This is a genomic window from Halomonas sp. 141, from assembly GCF_002810305.1.
Lineage (GTDB): Bacteria > Pseudomonadota > Gammaproteobacteria > Pseudomonadales > Halomonadaceae > Vreelandella > Vreelandella stevensii.
Genome location: NZ_PINZ01000025.1, coordinates 18995 through 37342, shown reverse-complemented (window position 1 = coordinate 37342; position 18348 = coordinate 18995). Strand labels below are relative to the sequence as shown.

Here is an 18348-nt window from a genome sequence, read left to right as displayed (position 1 = left end):
CCTTTTATCAGCGTCTGGCCCGTCGGCTAAGCAACGATGGGCACCGTGTAGTAAAGGTCAACTTCAACGCGGGGGACATTCTCTATTGGCAGCGCACCCATAGCAAAAGCCATTTATTTCGCGGACCGTTATCGGCACTCCCGGAATACCTCACATCGCTGTGGCAACGCTACGAGATCACCGATCAGGTCATGTTCGGTGACCGGCGCCCCATACACCGCCCAGCCATCGAACAGGCCGCCCTGGCGGGGGTACGCACTCACGTGTTCGAGGAGGGCTACTTTCGCCCCTTCTGGGTAACACTTGAGCGAGATGGCGTTAACGGACACTCTCTTCTTCCGCGAGACCCCGCCTGGTTTTACGAAGCGGGCAAGGCATTACCTGCGTTGCCAAAACCGGTGCGCTTTCGCTCATCCTTCAAAATTCGCGCTCTGCACGATGTGGCTTACCATGCCGCCGGGTTAGCCAACCCCCTGGTAGCGCACCGGTATGAAAACCACTCCCCCATCAAAGCGCCCATCGAGTATGCAGGCTACATAAAGCGTTTCGCACAGTTGAAAAAATGGAAAAAGCGCGACGCCCAGCGCATCAAAACGCTCATCGACAGCGGCCAACCCTATTTCATGCTGCCGCTACAGCTCAACACCGACGCGCAGATCATCCATCATTCTCCTTACGAGAACATGGAAGAGGTCATGGATCATGTGATGGGCTCCTTTGCCGCACATGCCCCACAAGAGGCTCTGCTATGTATCAAGAACCACCCGCTGGACATGGGCCTGGTCGACTACCCGGCCATCATCCAGCGGCTGGAAAATTTCTACGACCTGAAGGGGCGTATCGTCTACCTGGAGTCGGGCGATCTCAACCAACTGCTCAAATATGCAGCAGGCACGGTGACGGTCAATAGCACCGTGGGCATCGTCTCCCTGGAGCATCAGTGCCCCACTTTTGCACTGAGCAAGCCCATCTACCATATGGCGGGCCTGACCTACCAGGGCAGCCTGGAGGAGTTCTGGCACCAGCCACCGCCGCCCAGCGCCCAGCTGTTCGACTATTTCCGTAACACCGTTATGTATGCCACCCAGCTCAACGGAGGGTTTTACTGCCAGCCCGGGATCGATCTCGCGGTCAATAATGCCGCCCAGGTGCTCGAAGCCTGCCCCTCGCCACTGGAGAGGCTGCTGTGAGCACCACGCACCAAACCACTTTCCGCTGCGTGCTGATCACCGGCGCCACCGGGGCTATCGGCAGCGCGCTGGCCAACGAATATGCCAACCACGACACCCACCTGATCCTCCACGGCCGCAATCTCGCCGCCCTGGAACAGGTAGGCGAAAACTGCCGCGCCCAAGGGGCCCAGGTCACGCTGTCGAGCATCGACCTCGGTGATGAGACCGCGCTGGCCAACTGGCTGGCCGAGCTATGCACCCACCACCTGCCCAATATCGTGATCGCCAATGCGGGCAAGAACACCCACCCGCCCCAGGCGGGCGAACTGGAAGCCTGGCCAGACGTTCAGGCGCTGCTGGACATCAACCTGACCACCCCCATCGCCATGGCCCACCATCTGGTGCCCGCCATGCGCGCACGGGGCAGCGGCCAACTGGTGTTCATCAGCTCCCTGGCCGCCTGGCACGGGCTGCCCAGCACGCCCACCTACAGCGCCAGCAAAGCGGCCATCAAAGCCTACGGGGAAGGCCTGCGCGGGCTGCTCGCCCCGGCCGGTATCGGCGTCACCGTGGTCATGCCCGGCTATGTCACCTCGCCCATGTGCAACGCCATGCCCGGCCCCAAACCCTGGGAGTGGCCACCTGAGCGTGCCGCCCGCGTCATTGCCCGGGGCATTGCAGCCAACCGGCCACGGGTCAGCTTTCCGTTTCCGCTCAATTTCGGCACCTGGTGGCTGGCCGTTCTGCCCGCTGCGGTGTCCCAATGGCTGATCAAGCGGCTGGGGTTCGACCACCTGGAGGGCGGCTCATGATGCTCTTCTCCGCTACCGCGCTCACCGCCATGGCGCCCGCACTGTTCACCGGGCTGCTCGGTAGCCTGCTGATTGAAGCGCTGCTACGCCCCCGGCCACGCCCCTTCTGGCAACGCCGCCTGGCAGCCAATGCCGTGCACCTGGGCAGCTGGCTGCTGCTGTTTGGCGTGTTCACACTGCTGCTACAGCGCCCCTGGTTTGCCGTGGTGTTCATCCTCTCGCTGCAGCTGGTGGTGGTACAGTCGAGCAACACTAAATCAGCCACGCTCAACGAGCCCTTCATCTGCCACGATTTCGAATACTTCTGGGATGCCATCCTGCACCCCAGGCTCTACGTGCCCTTCTTCGGCATCGGGCTTGCCATCGCCGCCAGCAGCGCTGGGGCCGTGGCCATCGGCAGTTTCTTCTATTTTGAGCCATCCCTGGTGGGCCAGTGGGGCTTTATGCCTTGGCTCTTCAGTTGCCTACTGCTGATACTGGCGGGTGCACTGCTGCTGGCGGCCAGCCTGAAACGCTTGCCCCCGCCCACGCTAGCGCCCAAACACGACCTGCATGAAGCGGGGCTATACACCAGCCTGTGGAGCTACGGCGTCGCGCTGATGCGCTCACCCGCGCCCGCCCCGGAAAGCTCACCGTTCCAGCCCTTTAGCCAGCCCCTACACCGAACAGAACCCTCCGCAGCCACGCTTCCAGGCCAAACATTGCCCAACGTGGTGCTGGTGCAAAGTGAGTCTTTTTTCGACCCCCGCCCCTGGTGCAAGGACGTAGCACCGGGGCTACTTGACCAATTCGATGCCACCGCCGCCGAAGCCCTCGAACAGGGCGAATTGCACGTACCCGCCTGGGGAGCCAACACCGTGCGCACCGAATGCGCCGTGCTGACCGGACTAGCCCCCAGCGACTGGGGGCCGCGTCAATTCAACCCCTACCGCACGCTGTCACGCCACCCTCTCGCCAGCGTGGCCAGCGCATTCAAGGCCCAGGGGTACCGCACCGTATGTATTCACCCGTACCCGGCCACGTTCTATCTGCGCGACAAGGTCATCCCGCTGTTGGGCTTCGACACCTTTCTGGATCTCAGCGCCTTCGAAACCCAGGAAAAGCACGGCCAATACATCGGCGACCAGGCGGTAGCACGAAAGGTTGGACGCCTGCTGAAAGATGACGATAATAGGCCGCTATTCGTGTTCGTGATCACCATGGAAAATCACGGCCCGCTGCACCTGGAAGCACCCCAGCAGCAGTACCTCGCCAGGACGCTGCCCAACGCCCCATGGCCGCTGCCAAATCACTTGCGGGATTTGGCAGTCTATCTTCACCATCTGGGCGAAGCAGACCGCATGCTGGGGGGGCTCAAAACGGCCTTGACGGAGGCGCAAAGGCCGGGGCTACTGGGATGGTACGGCGATCATGTGCCCATCCTGCCCGCCGCGTATGGATATTTTGGCGCCCCTACGGGCCGCACGCCATACATGATATGGTCAACGCAACGGCAACCGTCTGACCCACCGCCTGCCGAGCACATGCCGCAGGGAATAGCAGCAAACGAACTTGGCGTCCGACTATTTAAACAAGTGTTTGGACGCGATATAAGTAGTGATGTGATCAAGGCAGAACCAGAACCTCAGGAGCAAGAATGACTAAACGCGTGGCCATTATTGGTGCCGCCCATCGTTTCCCAGGCACCACCCCTGAAACGTTCTGGCAAGACCTGCAAGCCGAAAAAGACCTCGTCACCCAAGTAGCGCCCGACCGCTGGAGCCACGAGGCGTTCTGGCACCCCGACAAGCGCCACCCCGGCACCAGCGTGACGTTCGCCGCTGGTAGCCTGGGCGATATCAGCGGGTTCGACGCAGCGTTTTTCGGCATCTCCCCCAGGGAAGCCGCCAACATGGACCCCCAGCAGCGCATGCTGCTGGAGCTGGCCTGGGAAACCATGGAAAGCGCCGGCATCGTGCCCAGCACGCTGCGTGGCAGCCAGTGCGGTGTGTTCGTGGGCGTTGCCAGCCTGGACTACTCCTATCGGCTGGCCGACGACATGGCCGCCATCGACGCCTCCACGGCCACGGGCAACACGTCCAGCATTGCCTCCAACCGGCTCTCCTATATTTTTGATTTGCACGGCCCCAGCATGTCGCTGGATACCGCCTGCTCGTCTTCCATGGTGGCGTTCCACCAGGCCTGCCAATCCATTCGCAGCGGTGAAACCTCCATGGCGCTGGCAGGGGGCATCAGCCTGCACCTGCACCCCTACGGCTTCATTATTTTCTCCAAGGCCAGCATGCTGTCGCCCACCGGGCGCTGCCAGGTCTTCGACGAAGCCGGCAACGGCTACGTGCGCTCTGAAGGCGCAGGCCTGTTTCTGCTCAAGGATTACGACCTGGCCGTCGCCGATGGCGACAACATCCTGGCGGTGGTCGCGGGCTCGGCGGTCAACACCGACGGCCACAAATCCGGCCTGACCGTGCCCAACCCCAGCGCTCAGGTTGCCCTGATGCGCAGCGCCTACGAGCAAGCGGGCATCTCCCCCGATGAGATCGACTACCTGGAAGCCCATGGCACCGGTACCGCCGTCGGCGACCCCATCGAAACCCGTGCCATCGGCGAAGCCATCGGCCAGCATCGCAAGACGCCGCTACTCATCGGCTCGGTGAAGAGTAACGTCGGCCACCTGGAAACCGCCTCCGGCGTGGCGGGCCTGGCCAAAGCGCTGTACAGCTTGCAGCACCGCGAAGTGCCTGCCACCATCGGCATTCGCAAGCTGAACCCGCGCATCAAGTTCGATGAATGGAACCTGCGGGTCGTCACCAAGGCCCAGCCGCTCAAACCCGAAGGCAAGCTGGTCATTGGCGTCAACTCCTTCGGGTTTGGCGGCGCCAACGCCCACGTCATTCTGGAAAGTGCCCCGGAAACACCCACGCCTGAGCGTCAGGTGCCGGATGTCCCGCTGCCCATTCGGATCAGTGCACGCAGTGAAGCCGCCCTGGCCGCCAGTGCTCAGGCGTTGGCCACCCACCTGCAGACTACCGAGCAGCCGTTTTACGACACTGCTCATACCCTGTTTCACCACCGTGAGCAGCACAGCCACGGGGCGCTCTGCTTTGCCAGCAGCGCAGCAGAAGCCGCTGCCGCACTTGGCCAGTTTGCTGAGGGCGATACCAGTCAGCTCACCACCCTGGAGCGCCTCACTGACGCCAAGGGCCCGGTGTTCGTCTACGACGGCAACGGCTGCCAGTGGGCCACCATGGGCCACGACCTGCTCGACACTGCCCCGGCCTTCAGCGACGCCATCGACCGCGTCGATGCACTGTTCCAGCGCCACGGCAACTTCTCACTGCGCGCCGAGCTGGCAGGCCTGAACCAGCAAGCCGGCGAAGAAGAACGCTTCGTCAGCACCGAAATTGCCCAGCCAGCGCTATTTGCCCTACAAGTGGCACTCACCGAGTGGCTCAAGGAGCAAGGCATTACCCCTGCCGCCGTGTTCGGCCACAGCGTGGGTGAAGTCGCTGCCGCCTGGGCATCGGGTGCCCTGAGCCTGGAAGACGCGGTGAAAGTGATCTACTACCGCAGCGACTTCCAAGGCAAGACCCGTGGCCAGGGCGAAATGACCGCCGTGGCCATGAGTGCCGACGACATCGCCCCCTGGCTGGCCAAGCCCGAGTTCGACCGGGTCAGCCTGGCCGGCATCAATAGCCCCAAAGGCATTACCCTGGCAGGCGACAAGGACCAGCTCAGCAAACTGGAAGGCGCCCTCAGCGCCGAGGAAGTGTTTGCCAAGCGCCTGCCGCTGGATTACGCCTTCCACAGCCCCGCCATGGACAGCATTCAGGAAGGCGTGGTGGAAGCGCTGGCCGATATTCAGCCACAGCCCACCCGCATTCCGTATGTATCCACCGTGACAGGGGCCGTGGCGGCAGGTGACACGCTGGACGCCCACTACTGGTGGCTGAACATTCGCGAGCCGGTACGGTTCGACGACGCCGCCACGCACCTGATACAGCAGGGTTATAACGTCTTTGTCGAGGTCGGCGCGCACCCCATTTTGCGCCGCTACCTCAACGAGTCGCTGCGCCAGCAAGCGCAAAGCGGTTTGGTGCTGGGCACTCTCGAACGCCACAAACCCGGTCTCGATGGCCTACAGCGTACGCTGAGCCAACTGCTGCTCAGCGGGCTTACCCTACCCAGCGGACACTACTTCCCCGTGGAAGGTCAGCGCGTGCTGCTGCCTCGTTACCCGTGGCAACGTACCCAACTCTGGGTGCAAGGCACCCGGGATGGCCAGGGCCTACTGTCGCGCTACTACCAGCACCCACTTCTGGGCTACCCGCTAGCCCAGCAGGAGCACACCTGGGAAAGCCAGCTGGACACCAAGCGCCAGCCCTGGCTGGCCGACCACGTGGTGGGCGAAGGCGCCGTCTTCCCCGGCGCGGGCTTCATCGAGCTGGCCCTGGCCGCCGCCATGCAGCAAAAAGACTCTTCGCTGCTGGATATCGAAGAGCTGGAAATTCGCGCGCCGCTGCTGCTGGACGGCCCCAACGGGCGCACCATGCGCCTGACGCTGGACCCCGATGACGGTCGCCTGGAAATTCGCTCCCGGGAGCCCGCCACCGGCATCGAATGGCAGCTCAACACCGTGGCTCGCCGCATGCGTGAAAGCCGTGGCTTCCTGCTCAATCGCCAGGCCCCGGCACTGCCCAGCCGCGCTGCCGACTACACCCTGGAGCAGCACCTGGCCATGGCCGAACGTATCGGCTTGCACTATGGCCCCGCCTTCCAGGCCATTACCCGTGGCTGGATCGAGGGCGACAGCGTCATTGGCGAGATTCACCTCTCGGAAGCCGTCACCGCCCAGCTCGACACGCTGCACGTGCATCCCGGCATTCTCGATAGCGCTTTCCAGCTGTTCATTCCGCTGCTGGCACGCCAGGCCGAGTTTGCCTCGCAGCTCGCCTTCGTGCCCGTGCGCGTAGGCCGTATTCAGGTCAATGCCGAAGCCGGAACCCCCGTGCTGGCCCGCGCCGTCATGGGCAAACGGGCACCGCACTCCTTCACCGCCGACTTCGAGCTCTACGATGCCGAAGGCCGCGCCGTGGCCGTGCTCAGCCAGACCCGCTTCAAGGCCATTCGCCTGAACCGCGCGCACCACCAGCACTTCAGCTACCTGGATATCGAACTCACGCCCGCGCCGCTCAGCGCCATCACGCTGCCCATGCCCAGCGAGGCCCTGCCACGCCTGATGGGGCTAAGCGATGCCTTCAGCGCCAGCACCGGCCAGCGTTACGGCCAGGAAGTCGCGCCGCTGCTGGACAGCCTCAGCGAAGCCTTCGCCCAACAGGGCACTCCCGCCGCTGCCGACAGCGACGACGCAGCGCCCCTGCCCCCGGAAACCATCTGGCAGCTGCTGGTCCAGGACTACCCGGACTACTTCGCCCCCATTCATCTGGTGGGCAGGCTTGGTCTGCACAAGGAAGCCCTGGCGCGTGGCACCGACACCCTGGAAAGCCTGGGCGTCACCCACGAACACCTGGCAGGCATCAACCGTGTCCTGATTGGCGAAAGCGGCTGGCAAGTGCTGGCCAGCGAGCTGGGCAGCCTGATGGAAGCAGCCCTGACCGCCCTGCCCGAAGGCCAGCGGCTGGCCCTGCTGGAAGCAGGCCCCTGCGCCCCAGCGCTGGGCCAACGCCTGCTGGAACGCCTTGCCCATCACTCGCCCAGGGTCACCGACAGCTACCGCTACCGTGCGCTGACCACCAGCGACACCGCGCGCCATCAAGCGGAACAGCTCCAGGAACGCTACCCGCTGATCGACGTTCAGCCGTTGGAAGAGACCCTGCCCACGCTGGCAGAAGCACAAAAAGCCCAGTTGGCCTTCATCAGCGCCGACGTCACCCAGCCTGAACGCACTCGCCAGCTCATCGAGGCACTGCCTTCGCAGTTGGCACCGGGCGCACAGCTCATTGTGGTCGGCATTCATCCCAGCCGCTGGCTGGACGACCTGCTGGCCACCCCCGGCATTGGCCAGGCCGCGCTGGAACAAGCCACCCTCATCGAGTGGCTCTCCGCCCAAGGGCTCAGCGTGACCGCGCCCATCGAGCTGGAAGAGAACGGCGCCTACCTGCTGTATGCGCAAGCGCCCAGCGAACAGCCGGGCAGCGCCGCGCAAGCGCCCCAGGCACACACTCTGGTCATTGCCGACGACACCCAGCAAGCCTTGGCCAACGGGCTGGCGGCAGCGCTGGACAACGTCACCCTACTCAGCGATGGCGAGCCTGCGGCCCTGCTGGCCGAGCAGTTGCGCCAGCTCGAAACGCCCCCCGCCGCGCTGAACGTACTGGACCTGCGTGGCCTGGGCCAAGATACCACCGCCGCACAGACCCAGCGCTGCCACCTTGCTCAGCAGTGGTCGCTGGCCCTCGAACACAGCGGCCTGGAAGCCCAGGGCAGCCGTGTCACGCTGTGGCTGCTCACCCAGGGTTACCAGCACGGCGACGACGCCGCACTCTGGGGCTTTGGCCGCTCGCTGGCCAACGAAGCCGTTGGCCACAGCGTCACCCAGCTGGAACTGCCCGAGCAGCCCAGCACCAAGGCCCTGGCCTGTATCGCCGATTCCGTGACCCACCCGGATACGGAAAACGAGCTGGTCATTACCCAGGCAGGCACCCGCTACGCCACCCGCCTGCGTACCCTGCCCGCCCCGCACCCGCACAAGGCCAGCCAGGCAGCGCCGCGCCAAGCCATGACGCTGGGCTTTACACTGCCCGGCCAGTTGCGCCAGCTACAGTGGCGGCCACGCCAGCTCCCCGAGCTGGGTGCCGACGAGGTGGAAGTGCGCGTCAAGGCCACCGGCCTGAACTTCCGCGACGTCATGTACACCCTGGGGCTGCTCTCCGATGAAGCCATCGAAAACGGCTTTGCCGGCCCCACCCTGGGCCTGGAGTTCTCCGGGGAAGTCGTCGCGGTCGGCAGCAACGTCAACCATCTTAGTCCCGGCCAGGGCGTGGTGGGCTTCGGCCCTGCCAGCTTCAGCGACCGCCTGGTCGCCAGCCAGCACGCCGTGGCCCCGCTGCCCGAAGGCGTCAGCTACGCCGCAGCCGCCACCATTCCGACCACCTTCTTCACGGTCTACTACGCGCTGAAGCACCTGGCACGCCTGCAGCCCGGTGAAAAGGTGCTGATCCATGGTGCCGCCGGGGGCGTAGGCATCGCCGCGCTGCAAATTGCCCAGTGGATGGGCGCCGACATCTACGCCACCGTGGGTTCGGAAGAGAAACGCGATTTCCTGCGCCTGATGGGCGAAGCGCGTCTCTATGACTCCCGCTCGCTCACCTTCGCCGAAGAAATCCTCGAAGACACCCAGGGCGAGGGCGTCGATATCGTGCTCAACTCCCTGGCAGGTGAAGCGATCAACCAGAACCTGCGCGCACTGCGCCCGTTCGGCCGTTTCCTGGAGCTGGGCAAGCGCGACTTCTACGAGAACACCCACATTGGCCTGCGCCCGTTCCGCAACAACCTCAGCTACTTCGGCATCGACTCCGACCAGCTGATGAAAGTGCAGCCCGCGCTCACCCAAACCCTGTTCAGTGAAATGATGGCGCTGTTCAACGACGGCACCCTCAGCCCGCTGCCGTTCACTGCCTTCAGCCACAGCCAGGTCATCGATGCCTTCCGCTACATGCAGCAGGCTCGCCAGATCGGCAAGGTCGTGGTCACCTATGAACAGCCCATCGCCGCACCGCGTCAGGAGCAGCTGGGCAGCGGCAGCCTTACACTGCCCGCCAATGCCAGCTATCTGGTCACGGGTGGTCTGGGCGGCTTTGGCCTCAAGACGGCTCAGTGGCTGGTCAGCAAAGGCGCACGGGAACTGATCCTGCTCAGCCGCAGCGGTCCTGCCAGTGAAGAAGCCCAGGCCGCCATCCGTGAATTCGACGCCCAGGGCATCAAGGTCATGGCCGCCGCCTGCGACATCACCGACCGCAACGCCCTGGCCAACGTGCTGGAACGCGCCAGGGCCGAGCTCAGCCCGCTGCACGGCATCGTCCACGCCGCCACGGTGATCGACGACGGCCTGATCCGCAACCTGGACGCCGAACGCATCCACAAGGTGCTGGCCCCGAAAATCGACGGCGCACGCCACCTGGAAGCACTCACTCAGGAAGCTCCGCTGGACTTCTTCGTGGTCTACTCGTCGGCCACCACGCTGTTCGGCAACCCTGGCCAGGGCAACTACGTGGCTGCCAACCACTGGCTCGAAGCCTTCGCGGCCCGCCGCCGCGCTCAGGGCCTTCCGGCCACCTGCGTACGCTGGGGTGCCATCGAAGACGTCGGCTTCCTGGCCCGCAACACCCGCACCCGCGACGCCCTCCAGGAGCGCTTGGGGGGCTCGGCGCTGCGTTCCGACGACGCCCTGAAGGTGCTGGAACAGATGCTGCTGACCCCCGGGCCAAGCCTGGGCGTGCTGGAGCTGGAATGGGGCGCACTGGCGCGCTTTTTGCCCACCTCCGACACCCCGCGTTTCGACGAAATTGCCCGCGCCAGCGATGACGACGGCAGCCTCGACCACGACGACGACATCAGCGCCCTGCTGGCCGACCTCTCGCCGGAAGAGCTGCACAGCACCATCACCGAACTGCTGCGCGCAGAGCTGGCCAGCATCCTGCTCATCGACGAAGAGAAGATCGACGCCAACCGCTCGGTGTACGACATGGGCTTCGACTCGCTGATGGGCGTGGAACTGATGACCGCCATCGAGAACCGGCTGGGCGTTCAAGTCCCGGTCATGGTCCTCAGCGAAGCCTCCACTCTCGACAAGCTGGCCGGCGTGCTGATCCAGAAGCTCCACCAGCACGATGAAGACGTTGAAGAGTCGCCGCAAGATGCGTTAGCCTCTCTGGCCGCCCGCCACGGTGCGGACGGCATTACCAGTGAGCCTGCACCCTCCCCAGCGACAGAGACACCATGACCGCCAAGCGTTCAGAACTAAAACGCCAGCTACTGGAACAGGCGCGCAAGCGCCCTACCGCAAGAGCCAGCCAGCCCACTGCCCCTGCCACCAGCGCAGGGGCAACCCGTTCCGTGCCCGAACGCTTCACCCGCTTCGATGCCCACCCAGGCTATCAACAGCTCTCGATGATGCGTCAGGGCGCGCAACAGCTGGGCTTGCAGGTGCCGTTCTTCAAGGTGCACGACGGCCTGGCCGGGGCCACCAGCGTCATGCAAGGTCGCACCTGCATCAACTTCGCCAGCTACAACTACCTGGGCTACTCCGGCGACCCGCGGGTCATCCAGGCCGCCTGCGAGGCCGCCCAGCACTACGGCACCTCGGTATCTGCCAGCCGCGTGGTCTCGGGCGAGCGCCCCATTCACGGCGAGCTGGAACAGGCCATCGCCAAGACGTATGCCGTGGAAGATGCCGTGGCCTTCGTCAGCGGTCACGCCACCAACGTCTCCACGCTAGGTTACCTGCTGGGCCCCAAGGATCTGATCCTCCACGACGAGTACATCCACAACAGCTCGTTGGTCGGTGCCCAGCTCTCCGGGGCCAAGCGCATGTCGTTCAGCCACAACGACCCCGATGCCCTGGACGCGCTGCTCGCCCAGCACCGCCACCAGTTCGAACGCGTGCTGGTGGTGATCGAAGGGCTCTACAGCATGGACGGCGACATCCCCGACCTGCCTCGCTTCATCGCCATCAAACAGCGCCATCAAGCCTGGCTGATGGTCGACGAAGCCCACTCCTTCGGCGTCATGGGCGAAACAGGCCTGGGCCTGCGGGAACACTTTGCCATCGACCCCACCCAGGTAGACATCTGGATGGGCACCATGAGCAAAACGCTCTCCGGCTGCGGCGGCTACATTGCCGGTAACAAGGCCCTGGTCGAAACCCTGCGCTACTTCGCGCCCGGCTTCCTCTACAGCGTCGGCATGCCCGCCCAGGTCGCCGCCCCCTCGCTCAAGGTACTGGAACTCATGGCCCAGGAACCCGAGCGGGTCGCCAAGCTACAGGCCATCTCCCGTTACTTCCTCGAACAGGCGCAAGCACGCGGCATGGACACCGGCCACAGCATCGGCTCCGCCGTCGTCCCCGTGATCGTCGGCAGCTCACCGCTGGCCGCCAGGCTCTCCAACGCCCTGCTCGAAAAAGACATCAACGTCCAGCCGATCCTCTACCCCGCCGTCCCCGAAAAAAGCGCCCGCCTGCGCTTCTTCCTCTCCTGCGAGCACACCCAAGCCCATATCGACGAAACGCTGGATGTACTGGAGAAGCTATTGGCCGAGGGAAAGTGAGGAGTGAATGGTGAATGGTGAATGGTGAATGGTGAATGGCCCACAATGCATGGCGAAAGGCAAACCGTAGCGCGGCGTAACGACTGAGCGAGAGCAACGAGCGAAGGAGGCACCCGCGAAGGCGGCGCCAGCCGCCCCGATCACGCCACCGTTCAATAAAGCGCCACCGCCTATCACGCCACCCAGGGCAAAAAAGGTAACCGCATGGTAATTGCAACACCCCAAACCAGCACCGCCCACTGGTACGTCATCCAATGCAAAGGCAGTGAATCCTTCCGCGCCGCCGAACACCTCGCCAACCAGGGTTACGAGGTGTTCCACCCCGTGCTGGACGTGCAACGCAAGCGACAAGGCAAGCTCACCACCGTTTCCGAGCCGCTGTTCCCTTACTACCTGTTCATTCAGTTAGACCAGGTCAACAGCAACTGGCGCCCCATCCGCTCCACCCGGGGCGTCCTGCGCCTGCTCACCTTCGGCAACACCCCCATCGCCGTCCCCGACGCACTCGTAGAAACCTTACGCGCCCAACCCCACCGCCAAGAAGGTGGCCACAGCTACTTCACTGCCGGAGAAAAAGTCACCATCACCGACGGCCCCTTCAAAGACCTGGAAGCCATCTTCACCCGCAGCAAAGGCGAAGAACGCGCCATCGTCCTCCTCAACGTCCTCCAACGCCCCCACCCCGTCGAACTCCCCGTAGAGAGCTTGGCAAAGGGTGAGGGGTGAGGGGTGAAGGGTGAAGGGTGAACCGTAGCGCGGCGTAACGAATCTTGCGAGGTACGAGCAAATGAGGCACCCGCGAAGGCGGCGCCAGCCGCCCTGATTACGCCACCATAAACAACCACGCCACCGCACGCCACCGCGCCCTCATCGGCAACGCACCCGCGTTGCTTCGCGGGTGCGCTCCGCTTACACCGCGCTACAGGGTCATCGCCAACACCGGGCATGGGGAATGGGCATGGGCATGGGCATGGGCATGGGGAATGGTCATGGGCATATGCACGTGCACGGGCACCCCCGTAGCGCGGCGTAACGACTGAGCGAGAGCAACGAGCGAATGAGGCACCCGCGAAGGGCGGCGCCAGCCGCCCCGATCACGCCACAGCGCTCGATCAAATCTCGGCGGTCTCATCGGCATCCCTAACGGGATGCTTCGCGGGTGCGCTCCGCTTACACCGCGCTACGGGTCATCGCCAACATCGGGCATGGGGAATGGGCATGGGCATGGACACGGGCACCCCCGTAGCGCGGCGTAACGATTGAGCGAGAGCAACGAGCGAAAGAGGCACCCGCGAAGGCGGCGCCAGCCGCCCTGATCACGCCACAGCGCCCGATCAAATCTCGGTGGCCTCATCGGCATCCCTAACGGGATGCTTCGCGGGTGCGCTCCGCTTACACCGCGCTACGGGTCATCGCCAACATCGGGCATGGGGAATGGGCATGGGCATGGGCATGGGCATGGATATGGGCATGGACATGGACACGGGCCCCCCCGTAGCGCGGCGTAACGATTGAGCGAGAGCAACGAGCGAAAGAGGCATCCGCGGAGGCGGCGCCAGCCGCCCTGATTGTGCCACCGAACGACAAAACGCCACCGCCAACCATCGCTCCCTCACCGGCAACGCTCACGCGTTGCTTCGCGGGTGCGCTCCGCTTACGCCGCGCTACGAGGTCATCGCCAACGTCGGGCACGGATAATCATGCCGAAGGTGGCACCCGTAGCGCGGCGTAACGATTGAGCGAGAGCAACGAGCGAAAGAGGCACCCGCGAAGGCGGCGCCAGCCGCCCTGATCACGCCACAGTGCTTGATCAAATCTCGGCGGCTTCATCGGCATCCCTAACGGGATGCTTCGCGGGTGCGCTCCGCTTACACCGCGCTACGGGTCATCGCCAACATCGGGCATGGATAACCATTCCGAAGGTGGCACCCGTAGCGCGGCGTAACGATGGAGCGAGAGCAACGAGCGAAAGAGGCACCCGCGGAGGCGGCGCCAGCCGCCCTGATTACGCCACCATAAACAACCACGCCACCGCCAACCATCGCGCCCTCACCGGCAACGCTCACGCGTTGCTTCGCGGGTGCGCTCCGCTTACGCCGCGCTACGGGGTCCTCGCCAACGTCGGGCAAGGATAACCATTCCGAAGGTGGCACCCGTAGCGCGGCGTAACGATGGAGCGAGAGCAACGAGCGAAAGAGGCACCCGCGAAGGCGGCGCCAGCCGCCCTGATTACGCCACCATAAACAACCACGCCACCGCCAACCATCGCGCCCTCATCGGCAACGCTCCCGCGTTGCTTCGCGGGTGCGCTCCGCTTACACCGCGCTACAGGGTCATCGCCAACGTCGGGCACAGGTATCCACCCCCCGCACGAAAGATGCACTCCCTTCTCAATCAAGGTACGCTTACCCTAAATTCACTGCAGGGAAGCAGCCCTTGGCCACCTACCGACGCGCGCACATCCCCGGCGGCACCTACTTCTTCACCGTGGTAACCTACGGCCGCCAACCGCTCCTGGCGGACCACCTCAACATCAACGCCCTGGGCCGGGCTTTTCGTCGTGTGAAAGAGGAACGCCCTTTCACCATGGACGCCTTCGTCCTGATGCCCGATCACCTGCACTGCCTCTGGACCTTGCCCGAAGGCGACGCCGACTACTCCTCACGGTGGCGAGACGTCAAAAAATACGCCTCCCAAGATTTCATCCTCCCACCCGGCTCCCAAAACGCATGGCAACGCGGCTTCTGGGAACACGCCATCCGCGATGAGCAAGACTGGCAAAACCACATGGACTACATCCATTACAACCCCGTCAAACACGGCTGGGCCACCGCCCCCAGCGAATGGAAATGGTCCAGCTTCCACCAATGCGTCACCAAAGGCTGGTACGACCCCCAATGGGGCGCCCAAACCCCACCCGACATCGCCCAAATGAACTGGGAATGAACACCCTCGCGCCCTCATCGGCAACGCTCCCGCGTTGCTTCGCGGGTGCGCTCCGCTTACACCGCGCTACGGGAACATCGCCAACATTGGGGATGGGGACATGGACATGCCCACGGGCATGGGGAATGGGCACGGATACCCCGTAGCGCGGCGTAACGATTGAGCGAGAGCAACGAGCGAATGAGGCACCCGCGAAGGCGGCGCCAGCCGCCCCGATTACGCCACAAAAACCAACCGCGCCACCGCTCACCCATATGCCCTCATCGGCAACGCTCACCGCGTTGCTTCGCGGGTGCGCTCCGCTTACACCGCGCTACGGGGTCATCGCCAACGTCGGGCATGGGGAATAGTCACGGGCATGGGCACCCCGTAGCGCGGCGTAACGAATCTTGCGAGGGACGAGCAAATGAGGCACCCGCGAGGGCGGCGGGTAGCCGCCTGGATGATGCCACTGCAAATCATCACACCACAGTGCCACCATCGGCACTCGTCGTGGAGTGCTTCGCGGGTGCGCTCCGCTTACGCCGCGCTACGGGTGCCCACCTCAAGTGCGGTGGCACCTATCAACACGGGTAATTTAGTGGCCCCACACCACAAAGTAAGGGTTTAGCTTTTCAGCGGGGTTGGCATAGCTGAGCGGTTCGCCTTCCAAGGTCTCGACGCGTCCGCCTGCATAGCGCACGACCGCATGAGCGGCGCCAGTGTCCCAAAGGCAGGTGGGGCCTAAGCGTGGGTACGCATCGGCTTTGCCTTCGGCAATCAGGCAAAGCTTGAGTGAGCTACCCATGGGGAGCATTTCGTGTTCACCTAATTTATCCAGCCAAGCCGCTAAATCTGGGCTGGGGTGAGAGCGACTGCCTACAACGCGCCAAGTTGAGCCTTCAGCAGGCTGTCCAGCCACTTGAATGGCATGACGTTGGCCGTCTTTCTCCACCTTAAACGCACCTACGCCTTCAGCCGCCACATAAGCCGTCCCCAAGGCAGGGGCAGTGACCACACCCAGCACGGGTACGCCGTTTTCGATCAGCGCGATGTTGACGGTGAACTCCCCGTTGCGCTTGATGAACTCCTTGGTGCCATCCAGCGGGTCCACCAGCCAGTAGCGGCCATCGTCGCCAACCCCTGAAAAACCTTCCACATCCTCTTCGGATAAAATGGGATACGTCGGCGTCAGCGCCTGCAAACCATGCCGAATGACGTCATGCGCCGCTCGATCTGCCTCGGTCAGCGGGCTGTGGTCCTGCTTGATCGTCACATCGAAGGCGCGGCCATACACCGCCATGATGGCACTGTCCGCCGCCTTGGCAATGGCCAACACCTGTTCCAGTAATTCGCGCATGGCACCTCCCAAACATGAAAAAACCGCCCACGGGGGACGGTTTTCGAACACGTAGCCTGCAACAGGCCGTTAAACGTCGTAACCCGCTTCGCGGGCCAGCGTGGTATTGGCCTGCAGCCAGCCTTCGATGTGCCCGCAGTCGAACGTACGGCCATGCATACGATACGCCTGCACCGACTTGCCTTCCTGCATCAAGCGGTCGATGGCATCGGTGAGCTGGATTTCATTACCCGCACCCGGCGGCTGGTCGCGCAGCAGCTCCATGGTGCGGTACGGCAGCACGTAGCGGCCAATGACAGACAGGCGCGACGGCGCGTCTTCCGGCTTGGGCTTTTCCACCACGCCGCGCATGTTGGCGCTTTCGCCCGCAGCAGGTTCGTCGCAATCCACGATGCCATAGCGGTACACCTCTTCCTGGGGCACGGCCTCCACCATGATTTGCGATGCGTCGTTGGCTTCCCAGAGCGCCACCATGCTGCCCAAGTCACACGCGCTGCTGCCTACCTGGGGTTTGACCAGTACGTCCGGCAGAATCACCGCAAAGGGCTCGTCTTTGTCTAACATGTGAGAAGCGCAGTAAATGGCATGCCCTAGCCCTTTCGCATTGGGCTGACGAACGCTGGTCACTTTCAGCTTTTTAGGGGAAATGGCCGAGAGCGTTTCCAGCAGCGCATTTTTACCCTTGCTGGCCAGCGAGTGTTCGAGTTCAAAGTGGGCATCGAAGTGGTCTTCAATGGCCGACTTTCCGGCACGCGTGACCAAAATGATTTCGTTGATACCCGCTGCCAGCGCTTCTTCCACTACGTGCTGGATAAGGGGGCGATCCACCACCGGCACCATCTCTTTAGGAATCGCCTTGCTGATCGGCAGCAGGCGCGTACCGAAACCGGCCACCGGAATAATCGCTTTGCGTACTTGAGTCATCATTAACGTCCTTTTACTAAGCGTGCTTTCCAATGTGAACTTTCAACTAACAAACCACGCTAAACGATATGCAATAGACATGCCGATCAATATAGCAGGAACGCAGCTACCGGCGCGAGCCTGGGTGCCTCCATCAGCACTCCTAACGGAGTGCTTCGCGGGTGCGCTCCGCTTACGCCGCGCTACGGGTGCCTGCCTAGAGTGCCGCGAACCATTAGAGCGAAGTGCTTGCCCCGTAGCGCGGCGTAACGAATCTTGCGAGGCACGAGCAAATGAGGCACCCGCGAAGGCGGCGAGTAGCCGCATGGATCAAGCCTCCGTGAATGGTCACATCTCGGTGCCAAGATCGGCACTCCTGGCGGAGTGCTTCGCGGGTGCGCTCCGCTTACGCCGCGCTACGGGTGCCTTGCCTTGCATATTGTGGAGACGCGGGACACATGATGCTCAATTTTGGCACCATGTAGCGCGGCGTAACGAATCTTGCGAGGCACGAGCAAATGAGGCACCCGCGAAGGCGGCGGGTAGCCGCCTGGATGATGCCGCCGTGAGTGATCATAACTGGGTACCACCATCGGCACTCCTCGCGGAGTGCTTCGCGGGTGCGCTGCGCTTACGCCGCGCTACGGGGGCCTGCCTCAGGTGTCGTAAAACCTACCAACACTGGGCAATTGCACATACCCGTAGCGCGGCGTAACGAAAGAGCGAGTGAAACGAGCGAAAGAGGCACCCGCGAAGGCGGCGCCCAGCCGCCCCGATCACGCCACCCTCACCCACCGCGCCATCGCGCCAACGCCCACCCATATGGCCCCATCAGCAACGCTCACCGCGTTGCTTCGCGGGTGCGCTCCGCTTACACCGCGCTACGGGTACA

Annotated in this window: 9 protein-coding genes; 7 read left to right on the top strand and 2 right to left on the bottom strand. The window is 63.6% G+C overall.

Annotation, left to right across the window (positions count from 1 at the left end; genetic code table 11):
• The first annotated feature begins 191 nt into the window (after window positions 1-191).
• From CWI66_RS11675 to CWI66_RS11645, 7 genes are all read left to right on the top strand, one after another.
• Entirely contained in the window at window positions 192-1190 is a 999-nt protein-coding gene (locus tag CWI66_RS11675) for a capsule biosynthesis protein (RefSeq protein ID WP_232710878.1), read from the top strand.
• Entirely contained in the window at window positions 1187-1984 is a 798-nt protein-coding gene (locus tag CWI66_RS11670; RefSeq protein ID WP_100731760.1) for an SDR family NAD(P)-dependent oxidoreductase, read from the top strand. The genes CWI66_RS11675 and CWI66_RS11670 overlap by 4 nt, the downstream gene beginning before the upstream one ends.
• Window positions 1981-3624, top strand: coding sequence for an LTA synthase family protein (locus tag CWI66_RS11665; RefSeq protein WP_100731759.1), 1644 nt, complete (start codon window positions 1981-1983; stop codon window positions 3622-3624). Before CWI66_RS11670 ends, CWI66_RS11665 begins: the two co-directional genes overlap by 4 nt.
• The gene (locus tag CWI66_RS11660) at window positions 3621-10943 is read left to right on the top strand and encodes a type I polyketide synthase (protein WP_100731758.1); all 7323 of its coding nucleotides are present in this window, start codon (window positions 3621-3623) and stop codon (window positions 10941-10943) included. The genes CWI66_RS11665 and CWI66_RS11660 overlap by 4 nt, the downstream gene beginning before the upstream one ends.
• Entirely contained in the window at window positions 10940-12268 is a 1329-nt protein-coding gene (locus tag CWI66_RS11655) for an aminotransferase class I/II-fold pyridoxal phosphate-dependent enzyme (protein ID WP_100731757.1), read from the top strand. The genes CWI66_RS11660 and CWI66_RS11655 overlap by 4 nt, the downstream gene beginning before the upstream one ends.
• Window positions 12269-12472: 204 nt before the next feature.
• Window positions 12473-12994 (top strand): transcription/translation regulatory transformer protein RfaH, encoded by a 522-nt coding sequence (gene rfaH, locus CWI66_RS11650; RefSeq protein ID WP_100731756.1) that lies wholly within the window; start codon window positions 12473-12475, stop codon window positions 12992-12994.
• Window positions 12995-14704: 1710 nt separating this feature from the next.
• Complete coding sequence (locus CWI66_RS11645; protein WP_039177759.1) at window positions 14705-15214, top strand: REP-associated tyrosine transposase; 510 nt, start codon at window positions 14705-14707, stop codon at window positions 15212-15214.
• 577 nt (window positions 15215-15791) lie between these two features.
• On the opposite strand, the gene cysQ is transcribed toward CWI66_RS11645, so the two are convergent.
• Both cysQ and CWI66_RS11635 read right to left on the bottom strand, forming a co-directional pair.
• Complete coding sequence (cysQ, locus tag CWI66_RS11640) at window positions 15792-16553, bottom strand: 3'(2'),5'-bisphosphate nucleotidase CysQ (RefSeq protein ID WP_100731755.1); 762 nt, start codon at window positions 16551-16553, stop codon at window positions 15792-15794.
• A 69-nt stretch (window positions 16554-16622) separates the two neighbouring features.
• Window positions 16623-17477 carry a UTP--glucose-1-phosphate uridylyltransferase gene (locus CWI66_RS11635; protein WP_100731754.1) on the bottom strand — a complete coding sequence of 285 codons (855 nt, stop codon included), beginning with the start codon at window positions 17475-17477 and terminating at the stop codon, window positions 16623-16625.
• Window positions 17478-18348 lie beyond the last annotated feature (871 nt).